The organism is Burkholderia sp. BE12, assembly GCF_002959955.1.
In the GTDB taxonomy this organism is placed as follows: domain Bacteria; phylum Pseudomonadota; class Gammaproteobacteria; order Burkholderiales; family Burkholderiaceae; genus Burkholderia.
Genome location: NZ_PREY01000030.1, coordinates 16,136 through 41,049, shown reverse-complemented (window position 1 = coordinate 41,049; position 24,914 = coordinate 16,136). Strand labels below are relative to the sequence as shown.

Here is a 24,914-nt window from a genome sequence, read left to right as displayed (position 1 = left end):
GCGTCGCCGCGCGCGTGCCGACCGGCACCGGCATCGGCGCTGGTCTGCAAAAGCCCCGGCGGCGCGCCCGCCGCCGGGGCGTCGGTGGAATGCGGATCATCGCGACACCACGCGGTTGCGCCCTTCCCGCTTCGCCTGGTACAGCCGCTCGTCGACCACCCGCAGCAGCGCATCGACCGTGCTGCCGTCGACGCCGTATTGCGCGACGCCGACGCTGACCGTCACCTGCACGCGCTTGAAGTCGAGCCCGAACGGCGCACTCGCGATCGACGAACGCACGCGCTCGGCCGTCATCCGCGCGCCCTCGAGCGGCATGTCCGGCAAGAGCGCCATGAACTCCTCGCCGCCGACCCGCGCAAGCGCGCCCGCCGGCCGGATCGCCTCGAGGCACTGGCGCACGACGCCGCGCAGCACCTCGTCGCCGATCTGGTGCCCGTATGCATCGTTGATATTCTTGAAATTGTCGAGATCGAGCGCGAGCAGGCAGAACGGCGTGCCGTCGCGCTCGGCCCGCACGATCTCGCGCTCGACCTGCGCGATGAACTGGCGGCGGTTCGACGCGCCCGTCATCGGGTCGGTCGCGGCCATGTACTCGAGCTTCTGGTTCGTGCGCCGCAGCTCCTGCAGCGCGCTTTCGGTGCGCGCCATCGATTCCGACAGCCGGCTCATCAGATCTTCCTGGCTGTAGATCGCCGAGAACGAGCGCGTCGTCTGCAGCGCCTGCACGACGCCGTAACTGAGCAGGAAGAAGCCGCCCGCGAAGATCGCATGCGCGAGCCACCACATGTGATTCCACGGCTTGCCGAGGATGAACGCGAGCGACGACAGCGCGAACGCCATGATCGACACGCCGTAGATCACCATCAGCGGCGAGCGGATCCGCCGCGCGAGCAGCAGCCCCACGTTCAGCAGCGAGAACACCAGCGCGCCGCCTTCCATCGACAGCCGCGTGCCGAGCGCGCCCGCGACCGGCGAATACGCGATGTACGCGACCGCCACGTTGACGATCACGAAGAACACGATCCACGGCAGCCACGTCCGCGCGCTCGTGCGCTTGTCGATCCGGTCGGGCGGACGCGAATACGACAGCAGGCCCGTGAGCAGCAGCGCCGACATCACGAAGCGCGATGCGGGCCCGTACAGCAGGAACAGCCAGATATTGTGGTGCGCCATCCCGGTGAATGCACCGTGCAGCGCATAGATCATCGCGAAGCCGAGAAAGCCGAGCGTCAGCCAGCGCAACAGCGGCTCGCCGGACGACCGGTAGCACACCCACGTCACGTAGGTGACGAACGCGCCTTCGAGGGTCGCCGCCGCGATCGCGATTTCATGGAAGGCGTGGCTCTCGAACACGACGCTCCGGTCGCTGAAGAACCACAGATAGGCAATCAGATACGCAGGCAGCAGCGCGAATCCGACCAGCAGGCATTTCGCGTAGAGCCTCGCGGCCGCGCTGACGACGCGCGGCGGTTCCCCGGCTGCATGGGTCGTACTCATTCGGTCCCCGGTCGGTCTGCTGTGATGATTCGAATCTTCGCGGCACGGATCGCACGACGCACGATCCGGCCCATCGTGCCGAAAGGCAAATGTCAGAGCAAGTATAGGTGGGGCAATTCGTTTGACAAGTCAGGGGAAACGGCATTGCCGGGTGCATGCCTTTTGCTTCCCGATCGTTGCGAATGGCGCGGGGCCGCGCCGATTCGCCGCGGCGGCGTGCGGTGACGCCGAAGCGCGACCGCGGCCGCCGCTCAAAGATCAGAGGATTTCGAACAGGCCGGCCGCGCCCTGCCCGCCGCCGATGCACATCGTGACGACCACGTACTTCACGCCGCGCCGCTTGCCTTCGATCAGCGCATGGCCCGTCAGGCGCGCGCCCGACACGCCGTACGGATGACCGACCGCGATCGCGCCGCCGTTCACGTTCAGGCGGTCCTCGGGAATCCCGAGCGTGTCGCGGCAGTACAGCACCTGCACCGCGAACGCCTCGTTCAGTTCCCACAGGCCGATGTCGTCGACTTTCAGCCCCGCCTGCTTCAGCAGCTTGGGCACCGCGAACACCGGGCCGATGCCCATTTCGTCCGGTTCGCAGCCGGCCACCGCGAAGCCGCGGAACGCGCCGAGCGGCTGCAGCCCGTCGCGCTGGGCGGCCTCGGCGCTCATCACGACGCACGCCGACGCGCCGTCCGAGAACTGGCTCGCATTGCCCGCGGTGATCACGCCGCCCGGCACGGCCGAGCGGATCTTCGACACGCCTTCGAGCGTCGTGTCGGGGCGGATGCCCTCGTCGGCCGATACCGTCACTTCCTGCGTGAACAGGCGCCCCGTCGCCTTGTCGGCGATGCCCGCGAGCACGGTGATCGGTACGATCTCGTCGCGGAAGCGCCCGGCTTCCTGCGCGGCCGCGGCGCGCAGTTGCGACTGCACGCCGTACGCGTCCTGCCGCTCCTTCGAGATGCCGTAGCGCTGCGCGACGTTCTCGGCCGTCTGCAGCATGTTCCAGTAGATCTCGGGCTTGTGCTGGACGAGCCAGCCTTCCTGGATCATGTGCCGGTTCATCTCGTTCTGCACGCACGAGATCGATTCGACGCCGCCGGCCACATAGATGTCGCCTTCGCCCGCGATGATCCGCTGCGCGGCCAGCGCGATGGTCTGCAGCCCCGACGAACAGAAACGGTTCACCGTCATCCCCGGCACGCTCACCGGCAGCCCGGCGCGCAGCGCGATCTGCCGCGCGATGTTCGCGCCCGTCGCGCCTTCGGGGTTCGCGCAGCCCATGATCACGTCCTCGACGCGCGCCGGGTCGAGCTTCGCGCGTTCGAGCGCCGCCGCGACCACGTGGCCGCCGAGCGTCGCGCCGTGCGTCATGTTGAAGGCGCCGCGCCAGGATTTCGCCAGCGGCGTGCGTGCGGTCGATACGATTACGGCTTCGGTCATGCGAGTCTCCTTCGGTCCTGCTTCATGTCCTGAATCGGATGGGGAATGCGCTACGCCGCCGGGCGCGCGCCGGCGGACGTCGCATGCGCGACGCCCGCTGCCTGCATCTGCTGCCATGCGCGTGCCAGCGACCCGTTCAGGTCGATCGCACGGCACGCATCGTTGATCACCGCGGCTTCGAAACCGGCCGCGCGCGCATCGAGCGCCGACCACGCGACGCAATAGTCGGTCGCGAGCCCGCAGCACCACACGCGCTTCGCGCCGAGTTCGCGCAGGTAGCCCGCGAGCCCCGTGCGCGTCGTGCGGTCGGCTTCGACGAACGCGGAATAGCTGTCGACCTGCGCGTCGCCGCCCTTGCGGATCACGAGCCGCGCGTGCGGGATGTCGAGGTCGCGATGCAGCGCCGCGCCGTCGGTGTCCTGCACGCAATGCACGGGCCACAGCACCTGCTCGCCGTACGGCAGGGCGAGCGTCGAGAACGGCTCGCGGCCCGGATGGTTCGCCGCGAACGACACGTGCTCGCTCGGGTGCCAGTCCTGCGTGAGCACGACCTGGTCGAAACGTTGCGCGAGCGCGTTGATCACGGGCACGACCGCATCGCCGTCGGGCACCGCGAGCGCGCCGCCCGGCATGAAGTCGTATTGCACGTCGATCACGAGCAGGACGTCGTCGGTGCGTTTCATTGCATGTCTCCAGACAGGATCGGCCGCGCCGCGAGGCGGCGCCGTCAGCCGTTGAACCCGCGGCCGGCCTTCGCCAGTTCCGCGATCGACGGCGCGAGTTGCCACGCGTCGCCGTTCGGCGCCGCCGCATAGCGGCGAATCGCGCGCTCGACGTTGTAGAGGCCGACCGCGTCCGCATACAGCATCGGGCCGCCGCGCCACAGCGGGAAGCCATAGCCGGTCAGATAGACCATGTCGATGTCGGACGCCTTCGACGCGATCTTCTCCTCGAGGATCTTCGCGCCTTCGTTGACGAGCGCGAACACCAGCCGCTCGACGATCTCGTCGTCGCCGATCTTGCGCCGCTCGACGCCGCGCTCCTTCGAATACGCGACGACCATCTCGTCGACGAGCGACGACGGCTTCGCCTTGCGATCGCCCGGCACGTAGTCGTACCAGCCGGCGCCCGTCTTCTGGCCGAAGCGACCCTGTTCGCACAGGCGGTCGGCGATCTTCGAATACTGCAGCCCGGGCTGCTCGACGTAGCGCCGCTTGCGGATCGCCCAGCCGATGTCGTTGCCGGCGAGGTCGCTCATCCGGAACGGCCCCATCGCGAACCCGAACTTCTCGATCGCGCGGTCGACCTGCGCGGGCAGCGCGCCTTCCTCGAGCATGAACAGCGCCTGGCGGATGTACTGCTCGATCATCCGGTTGCCGATGAAGCCGTCGCACACGCCCGACACGACCGCCGTCTTGCGGATTTTCTTCGCGACGGCCATCACGGTCGCGAGCACGTCCTTCGCAGTCTGTGCGCCGCGCACGACCTCGAGCAGCTTCATCACGTTCGCCGGGCTGAAGAAGTGCATGCCGACCACGTCCTGCGGACGCTTCGTGAACGCGGCGATCTTGTCGACGTCGAGCGTCGACGTGTTCGACGCGAGGATCGCGCCCGGCTTCGCGACTTCGTCGAGCTTGCGGAACACCTGCTCCTTCACGCCGAGCTCCTCGAATACGGCCTCGACGATCAGGTCGGCGTCCTTCAGGTCGTCGTAGGACAGCGTCGGCGCGATCAGCGCCATGCGCGCGTCGAGCTTCTCCTGCGTGAGCTTGCCCTTCTTCACCTGCGCGTCGTAATTCTTGCGGATCGTCGCGAGGCCGCGCTCGAGCGCCTCCTCCTTCGTCTCGAGCAGCGTGACGGGCAGCCCCGCGTTGATGAAGTTCATCGCGATCCCGCCGCCCATCGTGCCCGCGCCGATCACGCCGACCCGGCGGATCTCGCGCAGCGGCGTGTCGGCCGGCACGTCGGGAATCTTGCTAGCCGCCCGCTCGCCGAAGAACGCATGACGCAGCGCGCGGCTTTCCGGCGTCATCATCAGCGCGACGAAACCTTCGCGCTCGGCGATGCTGCCCTTGTCGAAACCGTTCAGCACGCCGGCCTCGATCGCGTCGATGCACTTGTGCGGCGCGGGGAAATTCGGCGCGGCGGCCCGCGCGGAATTGCGTGCGAACTGGATGAAGCCCGCCGCGTTCTCGTGGACGATCTTGCGATCGCGCACGCGCGGATGCGGCCCCTTCTGCGCGCCGACCGTGCGGGCGAACGCGACGGCCGCGTCGAGCGGATCGCCGTCGGCCATTTCGTCGAACAGCCCGCTCTTCGCGAGTTGCTCCGACGGCACCGGCGCGCCCGACACGATCATGTTCAGCGCGGTTTCGAGCCCGACCGCGCGCGGCAGGCGTTGCGTGCCGCCCGCGCCCGGCAGCAGCCCGAGCTTCACTTCGGGCAGCGCGACCTGCGCGCCGGGCGCCGCGACGCGGTAATGCGCGCCGAGCGCAAGCTCCAGGCCGCCGCCCATCACGACGCTGTGCAGCGCCGCGACGACCGGCTTCGCGCTCGCCTCCACCGCGCGGATCACGGTGTGCAGCGTCGGCTCCTGCAGGGCCTTCGGCGTATTGAATTCGGTGATGTCGGCGCCGCCCGAGAACGCGCGGCCCGCGCCGGTCAGCACGATGGCCGTGACCGACGGATCCTGCGCGGCGCGATCGAGCGCGTCCATGACGCCCTGGCGGGTCGACAGGCCGAGCCCGTTGACGGGCGGATTGTTGAGCGTGATGACGGCCACGCCGTCGCGAGTCGAGTAATCCACTGCCATCTGCCTGCCTCCATGCATCGCGCGCCGGATTGGCTGCGCTTCATTGTGCGCGGTCGAACGGCCGCATGTCCGGATGAACGGAGGCAGCATACAACGAAAAAGCACGGTCGTTCAATTTGAATTTTGCTCCCGATCCGGGGACGGATCGGGAGACCGATTCGCAGGCCGGCGGCGGCGGCCCGGCACGGGGCTTACGGCTCGCACACCGCCGTCGGCAGCACGTAATCGCGGAACGTCTCGCGCAGCTTCAGCTTCTGCAGCTTGCCGGTCGCCGTGTGCGGCAGAGATTCGACGAACACGACGTCGTCGGGAATCCACCATTTCGCGACCTTGCCCTCGTAGAACGCGAGCAGCGTGTCGCGGCTCAGGTTCGCGCCTTCGCGCGGCACCACGACGAGCAGCGGGCGCTCGGTCCATTTCGGGTGCGCGCAGGCGATGCAGGCGGCTTCGGCCACCCCCGGATGCGCGATCGCGACGTTCTCGATGTCGATCGAGCTGATCCACTCGCCGCCCGACTTGATCACGTCCTTGCTGCGGTCGGTGATCTGCAGGAAGCCGTCGGGGTCGATCGTCGCGACGTCGCCGGTCGGAAACCAGCCGTCCGACAGCGGCGACGCATCGCCGCGAAAGTAGTGGTCGATCACCCACGGCCCGCGCACCTGCAGTTCGCCGAACGCGATGCCGTCCCACGGCAGCTCGCGGCCGTCGTCGCCGACGATGCGCATGTCGACGCCGCAGATCACGCGCCCCTGCTTCTCGAGCAGCCGGCGCTGCGCGTCGAGCGGCCGCTGCGACTGCGCCCAGTTGAGCTTCGCGAGCGTGCCGAGCGGCGACAGTTCGGTCATCCCCCACGCATGGATCACGCGCACGCCGTATTCGTCCTCGAACGTACGCAGCATCGCGGGCGGGCACGCGGAGCCGCCGATCACCGTGCGGTTCAGCGTCGAGAAACGCACGCCGGCTTCGCGCATGTAGTTCAGCAGGCCGAGCCACACGGTCGGCACGCCCGCGGAGAACGTCACGCGCTCGGCCTCCATCAGCGCGTACAGCGATTTCCCGTCGAGATCCTTGCCGGGCAGCACCAGCTTGCCGCCCGTCAGCGGCACCGCGTACGGCAGCCCCCAGGCGTTGACGTGGAACATCGGCACGACGGGCAGCACGGCGTCCATCGCGGACAGGTTCATCGCGTCGGGCAGCGCGGCGCCGTACGCGTGCAGCACGGTCGAGCGATTCGAATACAGCACGCCCTTCGGGTTGCCGGTCGTGCCGGACGTGTAGCAGAGCCCCGACGCCTGCCGCTCGTCGAGACGCGGCCAGTCGTAGCGGCCGTCCTCGGCTTCGACGAGCGTTTCGTAGCAGAGGAACGGCGTGGCGCCGGACGGCAGGTGCGCGGCGTCCGTCATCGCGATCCAGCCCTTCACGTGCGGGCATTGCGGCGCGATCGCGTCGACCAGCGGCGCGAAATTGATGTCGAACAGGACGTAACGGTCTTCCGCGTGATTGACGATGTACGCGATCTGTTCGGGAAACAGGCGCGGGTTGATCGTGTGGCACACGGCGCCCATCCCGCCGATCGCGTAATACGCCTCCAGATGCCGGTAGCCGTTCCACGCCAGCGTGCCGACGCGCTCGCCGGTTTCGACGCCGAGCCGCGCGAGCGCCTGCGCCAGCTGCTTCGCGCGGCGTTCGCAATCGCGGTACGTGTAGCGATGCAGGTCGCCTTCCACGCGCTTCGACACGATCTCCGTGTCGCCGGCGTGCCGCGCGGCATGCGAAATCAGCGACGACACCAGCAGCGGCACATCCATCATCTGGCCCAGCAACGGCTTACCCATCGTCTTGTTCTCCCTGAGGATGCGAATCGGTGACCAGCCTGGGGGCCGTTTCCGTACGGAAGCGGTCCCGGTGCGCGCCCGTCAGCGGCCCCGGACGGGCGTGGCGCGCGATGCGCGGGCCGCCATGCGGGCGGCGCGACGCCGCCTTACAATATCGGCTTACCCAGAGGCGCTCAACATGTCGTTTTCCCGAAGCGCAGCCGATGCGGCTGACACTCTCCCCGACCTCCCCGCGACGCTCGGCGCGCCCGCCGAACGCGCGTTCGTCACGCTCGGCGACGCGTTTCATACGCGACTGCCGGCCGCGCCGCTTGCCGCGCCGTACGTCGTCGGCTGTTCCGACGAAGTCATGCAATTGCTTGGCCTGCCGCCCGCGATCGCCGCGCAGCCCGGTTTCGCCGAACTGTTCGCCGGCAACCCGACGCGCGACTGGCCCGCGCACGCGATGCCGTACGCGTCGGTCTATTCCGGCCACCAGTTCGGCGTGTGGGCCGGCCAGCTCGGCGACGGCCGCGCGCTGACGATCGGCGAATTGCCGGGCACCGACGGCCGGCGCTACGAACTGCAGCTCAAGGGCGGCGGCCGCACGCCGTACTCGCGGATGGGCGACGGCCGCGCGGTGCTGCGCTCGTCGATCCGCGAATTCCTGTGCTCGGAAGCGATGCATCACCTCGGCATCCCGACCACGCGCGCGTTGACGGTGGTCGGCTCCGACCAGCCGGTGGTGCGCGAGGAGATCGAAACGGCGGCCGTCGTCACGCGCGTGTCGGAGAGCTTCGTGCGCTTCGGCCACTTCGAGCACTTCTTCTCGAACGATCGCCCCGACCTGCTGCGCCAACTTGCCGATCACGTGATCGACCGCTTCTATCCGGCCTGCCGCGACGCGGACGATCCGTACCTCGCGCTGCTCGAGGCCGCGACGCTGCGCACTGCCGACCTCGTCGCGCAGTGGCAGGCCGTCGGCTTCTGCCACGGCGTGATGAACACCGACAACATGTCGATCCTCGGCGTGACGATCGACTACGGCCCGTTCGGCTTCGTCGACGCGTTCGACGCGAACCACATCTGCAACCACTCCGATACCGGCGGCCGCTATGCGTACCGGATGCAGCCGCGCATCGCGCACTGGAACTGCTACTGCCTCGCGCAGGCGCTGCTGCCGCTGATCGGGCTGCAGCACGGCATCGCCGACGACGATGCGCGCGCCGAGCGCGCGGTGGACGATGCCCAGGCCGTGCTCGCGAAGTTTCCGGAGCGCTTCGGTCCCGCACTCGAACGCGCGATGCGTGCGAAGCTCGGCCTCGAGCTCGAACGCGAGCACGACGCCGACCTCGCGAACAAGCTGCTCGAGACGATGCACGCGAGCCACGCGGATTTCACGTTGACGTTCCGCCGGCTCGCGCAGATCTCGAAGCACGACGCGAGCCGCGACGCACCCGTGCGCGACCTGTTCATCGACCGCGAAGCGTTCGACGCATGGGCGAACCTCTACCGCGCGCGGCTGTCCGAGGAAACGCGCGACGACGCGGCGCGCGCGATTGCAATGAACCGCGCGAACCCGAAATACGTGCTTCGCAACCATCTGGCCGAAGTCGCGATCCGGCGCGCGAAGGAAAAGGATTTTTCGGAAGTCGAGCGGCTCGCGCAAATCCTGCGCCGTCCGTTCGACGAACAACCGGAGCATGAAGCGTACGCGGCGTTGCCGCCCGACTGGGCCGGCTCGCTCGAAGTGAGCTGCTCGTCCTGAGCCTGCAACCCGCGCATCTCGACCGACCGATCAGGAGAACCCCATGTCACACGATTCCGACGATAAGACCTTCCCGTACCAGAAGGACGACGCCGAGCTGCGCCGCCGGCTCACGCCGATGCAGTACGAGGTCACGCAGCACGCGGCGACCGAGCGCGCGTTCACCGGCGAATACACCGACACCGAGGATGCCGGCATCTACAAGTGCGTCGTCTGCAGCACGCCGCTGTTCGAATCCGGCGCCAAGTTCCACTCGGGCTGCGGCTGGCCCAGCTACTTCAAGCCGCTCGACGGCGAAGTGATCGACGAGAAGGTCGACTACTCGCACGGGATGGTGCGCGTCGAGGTGCGCTGCAACCACTGCGGCGCGCATCTGGGCCACGTCTTCGAGGACGGCCCGCGCGATCAGACCGGTTTGCGGTACTGCATCAATTCGGCTGCGTTAAACTTCGAGTCCCGACCCGAAAACGAATGAGCGGCGCCGGGCGGATCTGCCGGGCGGCCAGCCTCGGGCCGGACCGCCCCGATCCGCGACGGCGATGCCTGGCGGGTCCCTACAACGATGACAGGCCGCGCCAGCGGCCCGTCACGCAGCTGCGAGCGCCATGAAATTCCTGTTCGATCTGTTTCCGATCATCCTGTTTTTTGTCGCCTTCAAGGTCTGGGGCATCTTTACCGCCACCGCGGTCGCGATCGTCGCGACGCTGGCCCAGGTCGCCTGGGTCGCCTTCCGGCACCGGAAGGTCGACACGATGCTGTGGGTCAGCCTCGGCGTGATCGTCGTGTTCGGCGGCGCCACCCTCGTCCTGCATGACGAGAAATTCATACAATGGAAACCGACCGTGCTGTACTGGCTGTTTGCGATCGGGTTGCTCGCCGCGCGTTATGCGTTCAGCAAGAACCTGATCGAGAAGATGATGGGCAAGCAGCTCACGCTGCCGTCGCCCGTGTGGGACAAGCTGAACGTCGCGTGGGCGATGTTCTTCGCGGTGCTCGGCGTCGCGAACCTGTACGTGGTGCACAACTTCACCGAATCGCAATGGGTGAACTTCAAGCTGTTCGGTACGACGGGCGCGATGGTCGTATTCATCATCCTGCAGAGCCTGTGGCTCACGAAGTACCTGAAGGACGAATGACATGAGCGACGCCTTTCTCCACGCCTCCCCCGACGAACGCATCGCGCTGATCGAAGCGCGCCTCACCGCGTCGCTCGCCCCGCTGTCGCTCGCCGTGCGCGACGACAGCGCGCAGCACGCAGGCCACGCGGGTGCCTCCGCCGGCGGTCATTTCACGGTCACGATCGTGTCGTCCGCGTTCGCGGGCAAGCCGCGCGTCGCGCGGCACCGGCTGGTGTATGATGCGCTCGCTGATGCGATGCAGCGCGGCATTCACGCGCTCGCGATCGTGGCTTACACGCCCGAAGAATTCAACGAATCTTCAATCTAGTCTCATTAGGAATTCCCGATGATCCTGAAATCCCCCCGCCTGTGGGTCGCGGCGGCTGCATTTGCAGCGGCACCGGCATTCGCCCAGAACATCGCCGTCGTCAACGGCACGCCGATTCCGAAGTCGCGCGCCGACGCGATGGTCGCGCAGCTCGTTCAGCAAGGCCAGACCGACGGCCCGCAACTGCAGCAGGCCGTGCGCCAGGAACTCGTGAACCGCGAAATCCTGATGCAGGAAGCGATCCGCGAAGGCATCCCGAATCGTCCGGACGTGAAGGCGCAAGTCGCCGTCGCGCAGCAGACCGTCGTGCTGCGCTCGATGATCGAGAGCTTCCTGAAGAAGAACCAGCCGACCGACGCCGAAGTGAAGGCGCGTTACGACAACCTCGTCAAGGGCGCCGGCGGCAACCGCGAATACCACCTGCACCACATCCTCGTCAGCGACGAGCAGCAGGCGAAGGACCTGATCGCGAAGATCAAGGCCGGCGCGAAGTTCGAGGATCTCGCGAAGCAATACTCGAAGGATCCGGGTTCGGGCAAGAACGGCGGCGATCTCGACTGGTCCGACCCGAAGGCGTACGTGCCGGAATTCGCGGCCGCCGCGCAGAAGCTGCAGAAAGGCCAGATGACCGATACGCCGGTGAAGACGCAGTTCGGCTGGCACATCATCCGCGTCGACGACATCCGCGACATCGCACCGCCGCCGTTCGAGCAGGTGAAGGCGCAGATCGCCCAGCAGCTCGTGCAGCAGAAGCTGCAGGCGTTCGAGGAAGGTCTGCGCCAGCAGGCCAAGATCCAGTAACGCCGGCGCGCGTCGCACGCGCATCGAAAAGCCGCTCTTCGGAGCGGCTTTTTCTTTTGGCGCGCACGAACACGTGTCTCGCGACGCGACGGCGCTCAACCGGCGCGCAATAAAAAACCGCTCCGAAGAGCGGTTTTTCCCGTGTCGGGCATCGCCTGCCCGCAGGGTTCGCTACGCGGGATAAAACACGTCGTGATAACGCGCTTCGCCCGACGGCAGCGGCGCCGATTCGTCGAACGGCAGCGCGAGAAAATACTCGGGCGGCACGCCCGGAAACACGATGCCGCCGTGCGGTTCGAACCCGAAACGCGCGTAATACGCCGGCTCGCCGAGCACCACGCAGCCGCGCGCGCCGAGCCGCCGCAACGCGTCGAGCCCCGTGCGCGCGAGCCCCGCGCCGATGCTCTGCCGCTGGCAATCGGGCCGCACCGCGAGCGGCGCGAGTCCGTACCACTGCTGGCTGCCGGCCGGCTCGCCGCCGATCGCGACGGGCGAAAACGCGACGTGCCCGACGATACGCCCGTCGCGCTCCGCGACGAGCGATACGCTCAGCGCGCCGTCTGCGCGCAGTGTCTCGACGATGCGCTGCTCGAACGCCCCGCCCTGCGGCTCGCCCGCGAACGCCGCCCGGATCACGCGGCCGATCGCGTCGGCCTCGCCCGCCCGTTCGTCACGCAGCGTGACGACCTCGACCGGTGCGTTCGGGTCGAACATCATCCGGATCAGCCGATCCAGCGGCGCGCGTTGCGGAACACCCGCATCCACGGGCTCGCTTCGCCCCAGCCTTCCGGGTGCCAGCTCATCGTGACCGTGCGATGCACGCGCTCCATGTGCGGCATCAGCACCGAGAAGCGGCCGTCCGCCGTCGTGACCGACGTGATGCCGGCCGGCGAACCGTTCGGGTTGAACGGATAGCGCTCGGTCGCTTCGCCGCGGTGATCGACGTAACGCATCGCGACCGCGACGCGATCGATGTCGCCCTGCTGCGAAAAGTCCGCATAGCCTTCGCCGTGCGCGACCGCGACCGGAATCCGCGAGCCTTCCATGCCCGCGAAGAAGATCGACGGCGACTTCTCCACTTCGACGAACGAGAAGCGCGCCTCGAACTGCTCGGACTTGTTGCGCGTGAACTTCGGCCACGCTTCGGCGCCCGGGATCATCGACGCGATGCTCGACAGCATCTGGCAGCCGTTGCAGATACCGAGTGCGAACGTATCGGGACGCGCGAAGAAGGCCGAGAACATGTCGGCGAGGTTCGCGTTGAAACGGATCGTCTTCGCCCAGCCTTCGCCCGCGCCCAGCACGTCGCCGTACGAGAAACCGCCGCACGCGACCGCGCCCGCGAAATCGGCCAGCGTCGCGCGGCCCGCGAGCAGGTCGCTCATGTGCACGTCGTGCGCGTCGAAGCCCGCGCGATCGAACGCATACGCCGTTTCCAGATGCGAGTTCACGCCCTGTTCGCGCAGGATCGCGACGCGCGGCCGTGCGCCCGTCGCGATGAACGGCGCGGCGATGTCGTCGGCCGGATCGAACGTCAGCACCGGCGAGATGCCCGGATCGGCCGCGTCGAGCAGCGCGTCGTATTCGGCATCCGCGCAGGCGGGGTTGTCGCGCAGGCGCGCGATGCGCCAGCTCACTTCGCTCCATGCGCGATGGAGTTCGGTACGCGGCGCGCCGAAGATCTTCTTCGCATCGCGGTACACCTCGATCACGTCGCGATCGTTGACCGAGCCGATCACGTGCGAACAGGTCGACAGGCCGAACTCGCGCAGCGCACCGAGCACCGCGTCGCGGTCGGACGCGCGCACCTGCACGATGGCGCCGAGCTCTTCGGAGAACAGCGCGCGCAGCGTGCGATCGTCGCGACGGCCGCTCGTCTGCTTCGCCCAGTCCTTCGCGTCGCCGTAGTCGGATTCGTGGTTCGGGTCGAGCGTCAGCATGTCGACGTTCAACGACACGCCCGCACGGCCCGCGAACGCCATTTCGCACACGGTCGCCCACAGGCCGCCGTCCGAGCGGTCGTGGTACGCGAGCAGCTTGTCTTGTGCATTGAGCGACTGGATCGCGTTGAAGAAGCGCTTCAGGTCTTCCGCGTCGTCGACGTCCGGCGTCGCATTGCCGACCTGCTGCGTGACCTGCGCGAAGATGCTGCCGCCCATCCGGTTCTTGCCGCGGCCCAGATCGATCGCGATCAGCACGCTGTCGCCCGCGTCCGCCACGCGGCGCAGTTGCGGCGTGAGATGGCGGCGCACGTCATCGACCGGCGCGAACGCGGAGATGATCAGCGACACCGGCGACACCACTTCCTTCGCGACGCCCTGCTCGTCCCACTTCGTCTTCATCGACAGCGAGTCCTTGCCGACCGGGATGCCGATCCCGAGCGCCGGGCACAGCTCCATGCCGATCGCCTTGACCGTGTCGAACAGCGCGGCGTCCTCGCCGGCCGTGCCGCATGCGGCCATCCAGTTCGCCGACAGCTTCAGCTTGTCGAGCGACGCGATCGGCGCGCTCGCGATGTTCGTGATCGCTTCGCCGACGGCCATGCGGCCCGATGCCGGCGCGTCGATCACCGCGAGCGGCGTACGCTCGGCCATCGTCATCGCCTCGCCCTTGAAGCCCGCGTAGTCGAGCGCGGTGATCGCGCAGTCGGCCACCGGCACTTGCCACGGGCCGACCATCTGGTCGCGCACCGACGTACCGCCGACCGAACGGTCGCCGATCGTGATCAGGAACGACTTGCTGCCGACCGTCGGGTGCTTCAGCACGTCGAGCGCGACTTCCGACAGCGCGATGCCCGTCACGTCCACCGGCGCACGCTCGGTGCTCACGCGCACGACGTCGCGGTGCATGCGCGGCGGCTTGCCGAGCAGCACTTCCATCGGCATGTCGACCGGGTATTCGTCGGCGCCCGTCGCTTCGTCGTCGACGAGCTTCAGCTGGCGTTCGTCGGTCGCGACACCGACCACCGCGAACGGGCAGCGCTCGCGCGCGCAGATCGCCTCGAAGCGCGGCAGGTCGGCCGGCGCGATCGCCAGCACGTAACGCTCCTGCGCCTCGTTCGACCAGATTTCGCGCGGCGACAGGCCCGATTCCTCGAGCGCGACCTTGCGCAGTTCGAAGCGCGCGCCCTTGCCCGCGCCGTCGACGATCTCGGGGAACGCGTTCGACAGGCCGCCCGCGCCGACGTCGTGGATGCTCAGGATCGGGTTTTCCGCGCCGAGCTGCCAGCAGCCGTTGATCACTTCCTGCGCGCGCCGCTCGATTTCCGGGTTGCCGCGCTGCACCGAGTCGAAATCGAGCTCGGCCGTGTTCGCGCCGGTCGCCATCGAGCTGGCCGCGCCGCCGCCCATGCCGATCCGCATGCCGGGGCCGCCGATCTGGATCAGCAGCGAGCCCGCCGGCACGTCGTGCTTGTGCGTATGCTGATCCGCGATGTTGCCGAGGCCGCCCGCGATCATGATCGGCTTGTGATAGCCGTGCACCGTGCCGCCGACGTTCTGCTCGTACACGCGGAAGTAGCCGCCGAGGTTCGGGCGGCCGAATTCGTTGTTGAACGCGGCGCCGCCGAGCGGGCCGTCGATCATGATCTGCAGCGGCGACGCGATGCGGTCCGGACGGCCGTAGGGGCCGTGCTGCTCGTTCGGGTTGCGCTCGGCCACCGGCTGCGCCGCGTCGCGTGCGCTTTCCCACGGCTGGCGGGCGTCGGGCAGGTCGAGGTTCGACACGGTGAAGCCCGTGAGGCCGGCCTTCGGACGCGCGCCGCGGCCCGTCGCGCCTTCGTCGCGGATCTCGCCGCCCGCGCCGGTCGCCGCACCCGGGAACGGCGAGATCGCCGTCGGATGATTGTGCGTCTCGACCTTCATCAGCGTGTGCGTGAGCTCGGTGTGGCGGGCATAACGCTCGCCCGGCTCGCCGGCCGCACCCGCGTTGCGCGGGAACCAGCGTTCGGCTTCGGCGCCGACCATGATCGACGAGTTGTCCGAATACGCGACGATCGTGCCCTGCGGGCTCAGCTTCTCGGTGTTGCGGATCATCGCGAACAGCGACATGTCCTGCGCTTCGCCGTCGATCGTCCACTGCGCATTGAAGATCTTGTGGCGGCAGTGTTCGCTGTTCGCCTGCGCGAACATCATCAGTTCGACGTCGGTCGGGTTGCGTTCGAGCTTGCGGAACGCGTCGACCAGGTAGTCGATCTCGTCGTCGGCGAGCGCGAGGCCCAGCTCGACGTTCGCGCGCTCCAGCGCGCCGCGGCCGACGCCCAGCACGTCGACGCTCGCGAGCGGCTTGGCCGGCAGTTCGTCGAACAGGTGCTTCGCGTCGTCGCGCGCCGCGACCACGCTTTCGGTCATCCGGTCATGCAGCGCGGCCGCGACGGCCGCGCGTGCGTCGTCCGACAGCACCTTCTTGCCGCCGAGCAGGCCCGACTTCAGCGTGACCGTGAATTCGACGCCGCGCTCGATGCGGCGCACCTGCGTGAGGCCGCAGTGCTGCGCGATGTCGGTCGCCTTGCTCGCCCACGGCGAAACCGTGCCGAAGCGCGGCAGCACGACGAAGGTCTCGGTCGCGCCCTTCTCGCCCGCCGGCTGGAACGGCTCGCCGTAGTGCATCAGCGCGTCGATGCGCGCGCTGTCGTCGGCCGACAGCGGCTCGGCCGCATTGACGAAGTGCAGGAACTGGCCGCGCACCGCGACGATGTTGGCGTCGATTTGCCTGAGCGTGTCGAGCAGACGGGTTTGACGGAAATCGGAGAGGGCCGAAGCGCCGGGAAAACACGAGAAGTGAGCCATGGGCTGGACTGACGTCGATGAGTCGCGCGAGGTGGCGACGTGGGGCGAAAGGAAGGCCGTAATTATACCCGGAAGTCGGCCGCCCAAGACCGCCGATCGGTAGTCCGCGTGCACCGCCCCGGTGCCCGGGCGCACGGCGCGCACGGCCGCCCGCCGGAGCGGCCCGCGGCGGCCCGCGCGCCGGCCGCCGCGGCGCGAGCGCACGACCTGGTGCTCGGCCGGCGCCGGCTAGCGCACTTTTGGCGCTATCATTCCGGGTTGACCGGGCCTCGGCCCTCAGCGAATTCTCACCGGGCGGCGTGCGCGCCGCCCGTCATCGAAGCAATCCAATGGATGTCATCGTCATCGGCGGCGGAATCAGCGGCGTCGCCACCGCCTACCAGCTGCGCGCGGCCGGCCATCGCGTGTGCGTGGTCGAACGCCACGCGACCGTCGCGCAAGGTGCGACCTACGGCGACGGCGGCGCGCTGCTGCCGAGCCCGCTCGACGTCTGGTTCGGCCCGACTTTCATGCGCCAGCGCCAGTCGCGCGACAGCGGCGTCGTCTACAAGCCGGGCTTCAACGGCGGCGTGCGCCACTTCGTCAAGCAGCTCGGCACGCTGCGCGAGCCCGACGCGTTCGCCGCGCAGTACGCGCGGCTGCGCCCGCTGATCGACGTGTCGCGCGACACGCTCGCCGATATCGAGGCGCGCCTCGAGCTCGAATTCGAGCAGAAGCCCGGCATCCTGCACGTCGTGCGCGATCCGCGCGACTGGGACGCGCTGCAACCGGCGCTCGACCTGCTGCGCACGCTCGACCAGCCGTACCGCACGCTCACCGCCGACGAATGCGCGGCGCTCGAACCGTCGGTGCCGGCCGAGCCCGGCTTTGCCGGCGGCGTGCTGCTCGAAACCGAGCGCACCGGCAACTGCCCGCTGTTCGCGAAACTGGTCAAGCAGACGCTCGACGAGCACGGCGTGCAGTTCCGCTTCGGCGCGGACGTCGCCGCGATCCGCGTCGACAACGGCCGCGCGGCGGTCGAGCTCGTGCCGCCGGGCAACCGGAGCGCGGCGAAGGCGCGCGAGGTCGACGTGATTTCCGCCGACGCGATCGTGGTCGCCGCCGGCGCCGGCAGCATCGCGCTGCTCGAACGGCTCGGCTGGCGCCTGCCGCTGCACCCGGTGCGCGTCCATACGCTCACCGCGCCAGTCGCGTACGAAGAACACGCACCGCACCTGAGCGTCGTCGATTCGATCAAGCGGATCTCGATCACGCGCACCCATCAGCGGCTGCGCGTCGGCGGGGCCGCGGTGCTGCAGAGCCAGGCCGACACCGCGAAACCGCTCGCCGAGCCGCTGTCCGAAGCCGCGCTCGCGCTCCTCGGCCAGGCCGTCCATGACTGGGTACCGGGTGCCGCGAAGATCTCGGCCGCGCTGTCGTGGCAAGGCACGCAACTGCTGTCGCCCGACGGTCTGCCCGTCGTGGGTCCGACCCCGCATCCGCGCGTGTTCGTCAATTTCGGCCATGGCCCGGCCGGCTGGGGCCTCGCGTGCGGGTCTGCTAAAGTGGTGACCGACTATCTGGGCGGCAACGTCCAGCACTGGCCCGCCGACACGCTCGCCGCGCTGAGCGCCGGCCGCTTCACGACCTGACCGCCGCGGGCCGGCCCGTGGCGGCATCCTTGCCAGCCGCCACGATCCCGCGATGACCGTTACCCGCCCGCTTCCCGATTCCGATCCGATCGCGCTGCTGCGCGTCGCCGACCTGCGCGCGGCCGAAGCCGATGCAACCGCCGCGCTGCCGCCGCACACGTTGATGGGCCGCGCCGGCGCCGCCGCCGCGCGCTGGCTGTCCGAGCGCGTCGCCGGCGACGATCGCCCCGTCTGGTTCGCGGTCGGCCCCGGCAACAACGGCGGCGACGCGCTGGTGGCCGCCGCGCAGCTCCAGCAGCTCGGCGTCGCGACGCATGCTTGGATGCCGGTGCCGGTCAAACCGGACGACGCGCAATGGGCACTCGGTGTCGCGCGCACGGCAGGCGTGCCGTTGTCGGCCGCCCCGCCCGCGTCGCTGGAAGGCTATGCGTGGGTCGTCGACGGGCTGTTCGGCATCGGTCTCGGCCGCGCGCTCGACGGCACGTTCGCCGAGCAGGCCGCACGCATCGCCGCCCATGCGCGCGACGGCGGCCGCGTGCTCGCGCTCGACGTGCCGAGCGGGCTCGACAGCGACACGGGCCGGATCGTCGGCGCGGGCGTCGCCGTCGCAGCCACCCATACACTCACCTTCATCGGCGCGAAGCCCGGCCTCTACACGGGCGACGGCCGCGATCTCGCCGGCGAGATCCACGTCGCGTCGCTCGACGTCGCGCCGCCCGCCGCCCCGGCCATCGTGCTGAACGCGCCCTCGCTGTTCGCCGCGGCGCTGCCCGCGCGCGCGTTCGCGTCCCACAAGGGCACGTACGGCAGCCTCGCGGTGCTCGGCGGCGACACGGGCATGTGCGGCGCACCGATCCTCGCCGCGCGCGCCGCGCTGTTCGCGGGCGCCGGCAAGGTGCACGTCGGCTTTCTGGGCGCGGGCGCGCCGCCGTACGATCCGCCCTTCCCCGAGCTGATGCTGCATCCGGCCGACACCCTCGGCCTCGGCACGATGACCGCAATCGCGGCCGGTTGCGGGCTCGGCACGCGCGAGGCCGCGGCGACGCTCGTACGCGACGTGCTCGCGCAAGACATCGCGACGCTGCTCGATGCCGACGCGCTGAACCTCGTCGCGACGCACGCGGACCTCGCGGCCGCCGTCGTCAGGCGCGGCGCGCGCGGCAATCCGTGCGTACTGACACCGCATCCACTCGAAGCCGCGCGCCTGCTCGGCGGCGACACGGCAGCCGTGCAGCGCGACCGCGTCGCGGCCGCGCAGGCGCTCGCCGCCCGTTACGCGGGCGTCGTCGTGCTGAAAGGCTCGGGCACGGTGATTGCAGCGCCCGACGGGCGGGTGGCGATCAACCCGACCGGCAATGCGGCGCTCGCCACCGGCGGCACCGGCGACGTGCTCGGCGGCCTGATCGGCGCGCTGCTCGCGCAGCGGGTCGCACCGTATGAGGCGGCGCTGGCGGGCGTCTATCTGCACGGCCTCGCGGCCGACACGCTGACCGCAAACGGCACCGGCCCGGCCGGGCTCACCGCGGGCGAGCTCGCGCCGATGGTGCGCACGCTGATCAATCGCCTTTTTTATCCGTCGCCGCGCGCCGACACGTAACGCCGCTATACTGACTGCCCCGCCGCACGGCGGGCCTTCTCGTCCGCCGGCTTTCCGATCCCGATGAGCCGGCGCGGCATTCCTCCCGATTCACGCTTCACTCGAACCGCCATGACGCTGAAATCGCTCCCCGCCTGGACTGCCCTTCAATCCCACTTCGAACAGATCCGCCACGCGCGGCTGCGCGACTGGTTCGCGCCGGAAAACGACCGCGCGCCGACCCGCGCCGAACGCTTCACGATTCCGGGCGGCGGTCTCGCGGCCGATTTCTCGAAGAACCGCATCGACGACGAAACGCTGCGCCTGCTCGTGCAGCTCGCGCGCGATGCGGGCGTCGAAGCGCGCCGCGACGCGATGTTCGCGGGCGAGATCGTCAATCCGACCGAAGGCCGCGCCGCGCTGCACACCGCGCTGCGCGCGACCGACCCGCAGGCGCCGTTCCACGCGCAGGTGAGCGCCGAGCGCGCGAAGATGGCGACGTTCGCGCGCGCCGTGCGCAGCGGCACGTGGACGGGCCATACGGGCAAGCGCATCCGCCACGTGATCAACATCGGCATCGGCGGCTCCGATCTCGGGCCGAAGATGGTCGTGCATGCACTGCACCACGTCGCCACGCCCGACATCACGACCCACTTCGTGTCGAACGTCGACGGCGCCGATCTCGCACGCGTGCTCGAACAGGTCGATCCCGAGGAAACGCTCGCGATCATCGTGTCGAAGACCTTCACGACGCTCGAGACGATGACGAACGCACGTTCGCTGCGCGACTGGTTCGTCGCGCGCGGCTGCCCCGAGGATGCGCTCGCGAAGCACTTCGTCGGCGTGTCGGCGAACCCGGCCGAAGTCGTGAAGTTCGGCATCGCCGCCGACAACGTGTTCGAAATGTGGGATTGGGTCGGCGGCCGCTATTCGCTGTGGTCGGCGGTCGGCTTGTCGATCATGATCGCGGTCGGCCCCGAACAGTTCGACGAGCTGCTGGCCGGCGCGAACGACATGGACCGTCACTTCCGCGAAGCGCCGCTCGAGCGCAACCTGCCGGTGCTGCTCGGCCTGATCGGCATCTGGTACCGGAATTTCTTCGGCTCGCAGAGCTATCTCGTCGCGCCGTATTCGGAAGCGCTGCATTACCTGCCGTCGTACCTGCAGCAGCTCGAAATGGAGAGCAACGGCAAATCCGCGCGCCTGGACGGCACCTTCGTCGACTACCCGACCTCGGCCGTCACGTGGGGCGAGCCGGGCACCAACGGCCAGCATGCGTTCTTCCAGATGCTGCACCAGGGGCCGACGATCGTGCCGATCGACTTCATCGCGGTGCTGACGCCCGAGCATCCGCTCGCGAGCCATCACCCGAAGCTGCTCGCGAACTGCTTCGCGCAGAGCGAGGCGCTGATGCTCGGCCGCACGCTCGAGGAAGCGCGCAAGGTCGCCGGGCCCGGCAAGGAAGCGCTCGCGCCGCACCTGACGTTCCCCGGCAACCGCCCGACCACGACGCTGCTCGTCGATGCGCTGACGCCGCGCACGCTCGGTGCGCTGATCGCGCTTTACGAGCACAAGGTGCTCGTGCAGGCGACGGTGTGGGACATCAATCCGTTCGACCAGTGGGGCGTCGAGCTCGGCAAGATTCTCGGCAAGGTCGTCGAAGCCGACCTGTCGGCCGAATCGGTCGATCCGGCGAAGCACGACTCGTCGACCACGGCGCTGATCGAGCGCGCCCGCGCGGCGCTCAAGCGTTGAAGCCGTTAAAGCCGTTAAAGCCGTTGAAGCCGTTGAAGCGCTGACGCGACGGCGTCATGCCCGTGCCGGCCGCGCAATCCACGCCGCGCGGCCGGCACGAACATTCACGCGCTGCGCTAAGCCGCGTGCGGCGCGACGATGCGCCCGGCGTCGATGGTCACCGTCGTTGCGCAGCGGCGCGCGAGTTCGGCATCGTGCGTGACGAGCACCAGCGTCGCGCCATGCGTGCGGTTCAGTTCGAACATCAGGTCGATGACCGCGTGTCCGGTTGCAGCATCGAGGCTGCCGGTCGGCTCGTCGGCGAACAGGATCGCCGGGCGCGTGACGAACGCGCGTGCGAGTGCGACGCGCTGCTGTTCGCCGCCCGACAGCAGCTTCGGATAATGCGCGGTACGCTCGCCGAGCCCCACCTGCACGAGCAGCGCCCGCGCGCGGTCGGCTGCGTCGCGCGCGCTGATGCCGCCCTGCAGTTCGAGCGGCAGCATCACGTTCTCGAGCGCCGTCAGGTGCGGCATCAACTGGAACGACTGGAATACGAATCCGACCGCGCCGTTGCGCAGCGCCGCGCGTTCGTCCTCGTCGAGCTGGTCGAGCGCGCGACCGAGCAGGCGAACCGTGCCGCTCGTCGCGCTGTCCAACCCCGCAAGCAGGCCGAGCAGCGTCGATTTGCCCGAGCCCGACGCGCCGACGATCGCGAGGCTGCTGCCCGACTGCACGGCGAGCGTGATGCCGTCGAGGATCGTCAGCTCGCCCGTTGCATCGGCAACCCGTTTGCACACGTCATGGACTTCGATGATCGGATCGGTAATCTTGAACATGGACACGACATTTCGCTGGAAAAGACGCGCGGCGGCCGCCGCGCTGCTGGGCACCCTGCTGGCCGTCACCGTCACCGTGCCCGCGCGCGCCGCGACGGCACCGGCATCGAGCCCGCCCGTGATCGTCGTGCTCGGCGACAGCCTGTCGGCCGAATACGGATTGCCGCGCGACACCGGCTGGGTGTCGCTGCTGCGGCAACGGCTTTCGACCGAGCGAATCGATTATAGCGTCGCGAACGCCAGCGTCAGCGGCGACACCACGAGCGGCGGCCGTGCGCGGTTGCCCGCGGTGCTGCAGCGGCTCAAGCCCTCGATCGTCGTCGTCGAGCTCGGTTCGAACGATGCGCTGCGCGGCGTGCCGCTCGCGACGACCGAGCAGAATCTGCGCGACATCATCGCGAGCGCGCGGCGCACCCAGGCGAAAGTCGTGCTGGTCGGCATGTACGTGCCGCCCAATTACGGCCCCGATTACACGCAGAAGTTCCATGCGGTCTATACGCGGCTGTCGAAAGATCTCGGCGTGCCGCTCGTGCCGTTCCTGCTGGCCGGCATCGAGAACAAGCCCGAAATGTTCCAGGCCGACCAGATGCATCCCGCGCAGCAGGCCCAGCGCATTCTGCTCGACAACGTGTGGCCGGCGCTGAAGCCGTTGCTCGGCAAGCCGCACGGCTGAGCGCGGCGCACCGGAAAACAAAAAGCCCCGCTTCGAGCGGGGCTTTTTGATGGTTGCGGGCAAAACGATGCTCAGTTGTCGCCGTCCTGCTGCTGGCCGGCCGTCGTGCTGCCGTACAGCTTCACCTTCGAGCGATCGCGCAGCGCGGCGAGGTACGCTTCGCCTTCGCTCTGCGCGTCGACCTGCGCCATCTGCTGCTGCGCGGCCGCCAGTTGCTGCGGATCGACCGCCGAACCGGGGATCACCGCGTTCACACGGTAGATCGCATAGCCGTCCGCGCCGAGGTCGACACCGACGTAAGCCGGCAGCGTCTTCGCATCGACCTTGTAGACCGCGCTCAGCGCAGCCGGCGTCAAGCCCTGCGCCTGCGTGCGCGACACCTTCTGCGCGGCCGCGAGCCCGTCGGTCGACTTCGACTTCTGCAGTTCGGCCAGCTTCGCCGCACCGTCCTTCTTCGCGAGTTCCGCGGCCTGCTCGGCGATGACCTTCTGGCGCACGACGTCCTTGATCGTGTCGAGCGCGGGCACCGCCGCCGGCTTGTGCTCGGTCACGCGCGCCGAGATCAGCGTGTTGTTGCCGACGTCGATCGCCTGCGTGTTGTTCTGGTTCTTCACCGCGTCGTTCGCGAACACGGCGGCCAGGAACTTCGGATTGTTCAACGGGCTCGTCGGCGGCAACTGCGGATTCGGCACCGGCGTGACGGTGGCCGTCTGGATCGTCAGCTTGTACTTGTCCGCGGCCGGCTGCAGCGTCTTCGCCTTTTCGTAGACGGTCGACGTGAAGCCTTCCGCGTTGTCCGAGAACGCCTTCGATGCGTACTGCTGCTTCAGGTCGACCGCGATCTGGTCCTTCACGTCCGCGAACGGCTTGACGATCGCCGGCTTCACTTCGGTTGCCTTCAGGATGTGGAAACCGAGATCCGACTGCACGATCCCGCTCACGTCGCCCTGCTTGAGCGAGAACGCCGCATCGTCGAACGCCTTGCCGCCCGCGGTCGAGCCGCGCGTGATGAAGCCGAGGTCGCCGCCCTTCGCTGCCGACGGCGCGTCCTGCGAGTTCTTCTGCGCGATCTGCGCGAACTGGTCCGGGTGCGCCTTCACGTCGGCGAGCAGTTGCTCGGCCTTCGCCTTCGCGGCCGCCTTGTCGGCCGCGCTGGCGCTGCCCGGCGCGGCGATGAAGATGTGGCTCACGCGCACCTGTGCTTCGGTACGGAAGTGCGTCGGATTGTCGTCGTAGAACTTCTTGATGTCCGCCTCGGTCGGCTGCGCGCTCGCGGCCGCCGCGGCCGGCGAATAGACGAGGTACTGGATCGTCGCGGTTTCCGGCGTCGCGAAGCTCTGCTTGTGTGCGTCGTAGTACGCGGTGAGCTGCGCGTCGGTCGGCTGGACCTTCGCCGCGAAGTCGCTCGCCTTCAACACGAGCGCCTGCACTTCACGCTGCTGCGCGGCGAGTTCGGACAGGCGTTGCGCGAGGCTCTTCGGCGTGAACGCGCTCGACACGATGCTCGCCGGAATCTGCTGGAGCGAGAGGCTGTAACGCACGCGCTCCTGGTACTGCTCGGGTGTCATCCCCTGGAACGACAGCAGTTGCGCGTAGCGTTCGACGTCGATCGTGCCGTCGGGCTTCTTCAGCGACGCGATCATCGGGTCGCTCATCAGCGCGTCGCGCACGGCGTTGTCGGATGCGGTCAGGTGCAGGCGTTGCGTCTCGTCGGCCAGCACGCGTTGCTGGATCAGGCCATCGAGCACCTGCTTGCGATGCTCGGGCGTGTCGAACATCTTCATGTCGAACTGCCCGCCGAGCGCCTGGCGCGCCTGGTCGATCTGCTGGCGGAACGCGCCGTCGAATTCGACCCGCGTGATCTTGTGCCCGTTGACTGCCGCGACGTTCGCACTGTCGTCGAAGAAGCCGCGGAAGCCTTGGATCCCGACGAAACCCAGCCCCGGCAATACGATCAAGAGCAGGAGCGCCATCATCAGGCGCTGGTGATTACGGAAGAAATCGAGCATGCGTGACGGGAAAATTGGACAAAACGTCCGATATTACAACATACGGGGTGGGACGGGCGAAAAGCGGGCACGGAACGAACCCGCAAGCGG

At 68.7% G+C, this 24,914-nt stretch carries 18 protein-coding genes; 9 read left to right on the top strand and 9 right to left on the bottom strand.

Annotated features, from left to right (window positions below; genetic code table 11):
• Positions 1–96: 96 nt before the first annotated feature.
• The 5 genes from C4B30_RS27305 to C4B30_RS27285 form a co-directional block, all read right to left on the bottom strand.
• Complete coding sequence (locus tag C4B30_RS27305) at positions 97–1,497, bottom strand: sensor domain-containing diguanylate cyclase (RefSeq protein ID WP_027784670.1); 1,401 nt, start codon at positions 1,495–1,497, stop codon at positions 97–99.
• Between the two features lie 258 nt (positions 1,498–1,755).
• The gene (locus C4B30_RS27300; protein ID WP_027784671.1) at positions 1,756–2,934 is read right to left on the bottom strand and encodes an acetyl-CoA C-acyltransferase; all 1,179 of its coding nucleotides are present in this window, start codon (positions 2,932–2,934) and stop codon (positions 1,756–1,758) included.
• Positions 2,935–2,984: 50 nt separating this feature from the next.
• Positions 2,985–3,617 (bottom strand): bifunctional nicotinamidase/pyrazinamidase, encoded by a 633-nt coding sequence (pncA, locus tag C4B30_RS27295; RefSeq protein ID WP_027784672.1) that lies wholly within the window; start codon positions 3,615–3,617, stop codon positions 2,985–2,987.
• Between the two features lie 44 nt (positions 3,618–3,661).
• Positions 3,662–5,746, bottom strand: a complete 2,085-nt coding sequence (locus C4B30_RS27290) for a 3-hydroxyacyl-CoA dehydrogenase NAD-binding domain-containing protein (protein ID WP_027784673.1) — start codon at positions 5,744–5,746, stop codon at positions 3,662–3,664.
• A gap of 191 nt (positions 5,747–5,937) precedes the next feature.
• On the bottom strand, positions 5,938–7,581 hold the full coding sequence (locus C4B30_RS27285; protein WP_027784674.1) for a 3-(methylthio)propionyl-CoA ligase: 1,644 nt from the start codon (positions 7,579–7,581) through the stop codon (positions 5,938–5,940).
• A 178-nt stretch (positions 7,582–7,759) separates the two neighbouring features.
• On the opposite strand from C4B30_RS27285, the gene C4B30_RS27280 reads away from it, so the two are divergent.
• The 5 genes from C4B30_RS27280 (at position 7,760) to C4B30_RS27260 (ending at position 11,575) form a co-directional block, all read left to right on the top strand.
• Positions 7,760–9,328 (top strand): protein adenylyltransferase SelO, encoded by a 1,569-nt coding sequence (locus C4B30_RS27280; RefSeq protein WP_027784675.1) that lies wholly within the window; start codon positions 7,760–7,762, stop codon positions 9,326–9,328.
• 43 nt (positions 9,329–9,371) lie between these two features.
• Positions 9,372–9,803 (top strand): peptide-methionine (R)-S-oxide reductase MsrB, encoded by a 432-nt coding sequence (gene msrB / locus C4B30_RS27275; protein WP_027784676.1) that lies wholly within the window; start codon positions 9,372–9,374, stop codon positions 9,801–9,803.
• A gap of 130 nt (positions 9,804–9,933) precedes the next feature.
• Entirely contained in the window at positions 9,934–10,464 is a 531-nt protein-coding gene (locus tag C4B30_RS27270; RefSeq protein ID WP_027784677.1) for a septation protein A, read from the top strand.
• A 1-nt stretch (position 10,465) separates the two neighbouring features.
• Complete coding sequence (locus C4B30_RS27265; RefSeq protein ID WP_027784678.1) at positions 10,466–10,774, top strand: BolA family protein; 309 nt, start codon at positions 10,466–10,468, stop codon at positions 10,772–10,774.
• A gap of 18 nt (positions 10,775–10,792) precedes the next feature.
• The gene (locus tag C4B30_RS27260; RefSeq protein WP_027784679.1) at positions 10,793–11,575 is read left to right on the top strand and encodes a peptidylprolyl isomerase; all 783 of its coding nucleotides are present in this window, start codon (positions 10,793–10,795) and stop codon (positions 11,573–11,575) included.
• Between the two features lie 171 nt (positions 11,576–11,746).
• Here C4B30_RS27260 and C4B30_RS27255 read toward each other — a convergent pair whose 3' ends face one another.
• On the bottom strand, positions 11,747–12,292 hold the full coding sequence (locus C4B30_RS27255) for a GNAT family N-acetyltransferase (protein WP_034185421.1): 546 nt from the start codon (positions 12,290–12,292) through the stop codon (positions 11,747–11,749).
• 5 nt (positions 12,293–12,297) lie between these two features.
• A complete protein-coding gene (gene purL / locus C4B30_RS27250; RefSeq protein ID WP_027784681.1) occupies positions 12,298–16,362 on the bottom strand; it encodes a phosphoribosylformylglycinamidine synthase in 4,065 nt (1,354 codons plus the stop codon).
• A 329-nt stretch (positions 16,363–16,691) separates the two neighbouring features.
• On the opposite strand from purL, the gene C4B30_RS27245 reads away from it, so the two are divergent.
• From C4B30_RS27245 to pgi, 3 genes are all read left to right on the top strand, one after another.
• Positions 16,692–17,993 carry an FAD-dependent oxidoreductase gene (locus tag C4B30_RS27245; RefSeq protein WP_027784682.1) on the top strand — a complete coding sequence of 434 codons (1,302 nt, stop codon included), beginning with the start codon at positions 16,692–16,694 and terminating at the stop codon, positions 17,991–17,993.
• Positions 17,994–18,045: 52 nt separating this feature from the next.
• Positions 18,046–19,590, top strand: a complete 1,545-nt coding sequence (locus C4B30_RS27240) for an NAD(P)H-hydrate dehydratase (RefSeq protein ID WP_027784683.1) — start codon at positions 18,046–18,048, stop codon at positions 19,588–19,590.
• Positions 19,591–19,701: 111 nt separating this feature from the next.
• Entirely contained in the window at positions 19,702–21,324 is a 1,623-nt protein-coding gene (gene pgi, locus C4B30_RS27235) for a glucose-6-phosphate isomerase (protein ID WP_027784684.1), read from the top strand.
• Positions 21,325–21,440: 116 nt separating this feature from the next.
• Here the strand turns inward: pgi and C4B30_RS27230 are convergent, their stop codons facing one another.
• Entirely contained in the window at positions 21,441–22,142 is a 702-nt protein-coding gene (locus tag C4B30_RS27230; RefSeq protein ID WP_027784685.1) for an ABC transporter ATP-binding protein, read from the bottom strand.
• On the opposite strand from C4B30_RS27230, the gene C4B30_RS27225 reads away from it, so the two are divergent.
• Entirely contained in the window at positions 22,141–22,815 is a 675-nt protein-coding gene (locus tag C4B30_RS27225) for an arylesterase (protein WP_027784686.1), read from the top strand. The two genes, C4B30_RS27230 and C4B30_RS27225, sit on opposite strands and share 2 nt — an antisense overlap.
• Before the next feature lie 71 nt (positions 22,816–22,886).
• Here the strand turns inward: C4B30_RS27225 and C4B30_RS27220 are convergent, their stop codons facing one another.
• Positions 22,887–24,824 carry a SurA N-terminal domain-containing protein gene (locus C4B30_RS27220; RefSeq protein WP_027784687.1) on the bottom strand — a complete coding sequence of 646 codons (1,938 nt, stop codon included), beginning with the start codon at positions 24,822–24,824 and terminating at the stop codon, positions 22,887–22,889.
• Positions 24,825–24,914: the final 90 nt, after the last annotated feature.

What these genes read in the sequence shown, in the direction of transcription:
- C4B30_RS27305 (WP_027784670.1), bottom strand. Translation starts at nt 1,497, where the DNA reads ATGAGTACGACCCATGCAGCCGGGGAACCGCCGCGCGTCGTCAGCGCG.
- C4B30_RS27300 (WP_027784671.1), bottom strand. Translation starts at nt 2,934, where the DNA reads ATGACCGAAGCCGTAATCGTATCGACCGCACGCACGCCGCTGGCGAAA.
- pncA (WP_027784672.1), bottom strand. Translation starts at nt 3,617, where the DNA reads ATGAAACGCACCGACGACGTCCTGCTCGTGATCGACGTGCAATACGAC.
- C4B30_RS27290 (WP_027784673.1), bottom strand. Translation starts at nt 5,746, where the DNA reads ATGGCAGTGGATTACTCGACTCGCGACGGCGTGGCCGTCATCACGCTC.
- C4B30_RS27285 (WP_027784674.1), bottom strand. Translation starts at nt 7,581, where the DNA reads ATGGGTAAGCCGTTGCTGGGCCAGATGATGGATGTGCCGCTGCTGGTG.
- C4B30_RS27280 (WP_027784675.1), top strand. Translation starts at nt 7,760, where the DNA reads ATGTCGTTTTCCCGAAGCGCAGCCGATGCGGCTGACACTCTCCCCGAC.
- msrB (WP_027784676.1), top strand. Translation starts at nt 9,372, where the DNA reads ATGTCACACGATTCCGACGATAAGACCTTCCCGTACCAGAAGGACGAC.
- C4B30_RS27270 (WP_027784677.1), top strand. Translation starts at nt 9,934, where the DNA reads ATGAAATTCCTGTTCGATCTGTTTCCGATCATCCTGTTTTTTGTCGCC.
- C4B30_RS27265 (WP_027784678.1), top strand. Translation starts at nt 10,466, where the DNA reads ATGAGCGACGCCTTTCTCCACGCCTCCCCCGACGAACGCATCGCGCTG.
- C4B30_RS27260 (WP_027784679.1), top strand. Translation starts at nt 10,793, where the DNA reads ATGATCCTGAAATCCCCCCGCCTGTGGGTCGCGGCGGCTGCATTTGCA.
- C4B30_RS27255 (WP_034185421.1), bottom strand. Translation starts at nt 12,292, where the DNA reads ATGATGTTCGACCCGAACGCACCGGTCGAGGTCGTCACGCTGCGTGAC.
- purL (WP_027784681.1), bottom strand. Translation starts at nt 16,362, where the DNA reads ATGGCTCACTTCTCGTGTTTTCCCGGCGCTTCGGCCCTCTCCGATTTC.
- C4B30_RS27245 (WP_027784682.1), top strand. Translation starts at nt 16,692, where the DNA reads ATGGATGTCATCGTCATCGGCGGCGGAATCAGCGGCGTCGCCACCGCC.
- C4B30_RS27240 (WP_027784683.1), top strand. Translation starts at nt 18,046, where the DNA reads ATGACCGTTACCCGCCCGCTTCCCGATTCCGATCCGATCGCGCTGCTG.
- pgi (WP_027784684.1), top strand. Translation starts at nt 19,702, where the DNA reads ATGACGCTGAAATCGCTCCCCGCCTGGACTGCCCTTCAATCCCACTTC.
- C4B30_RS27225 (WP_027784686.1), top strand. Translation starts at nt 22,141, where the DNA reads ATGGACACGACATTTCGCTGGAAAAGACGCGCGGCGGCCGCCGCGCTG.
- C4B30_RS27230 (WP_027784685.1), bottom strand. Translation starts at nt 22,142, where the DNA reads ATGTTCAAGATTACCGATCCGATCATCGAAGTCCATGACGTGTGCAAA.
- C4B30_RS27220 (WP_027784687.1), bottom strand. Translation starts at nt 24,824, where the DNA reads ATGCTCGATTTCTTCCGTAATCACCAGCGCCTGATGATGGCGCTCCTG.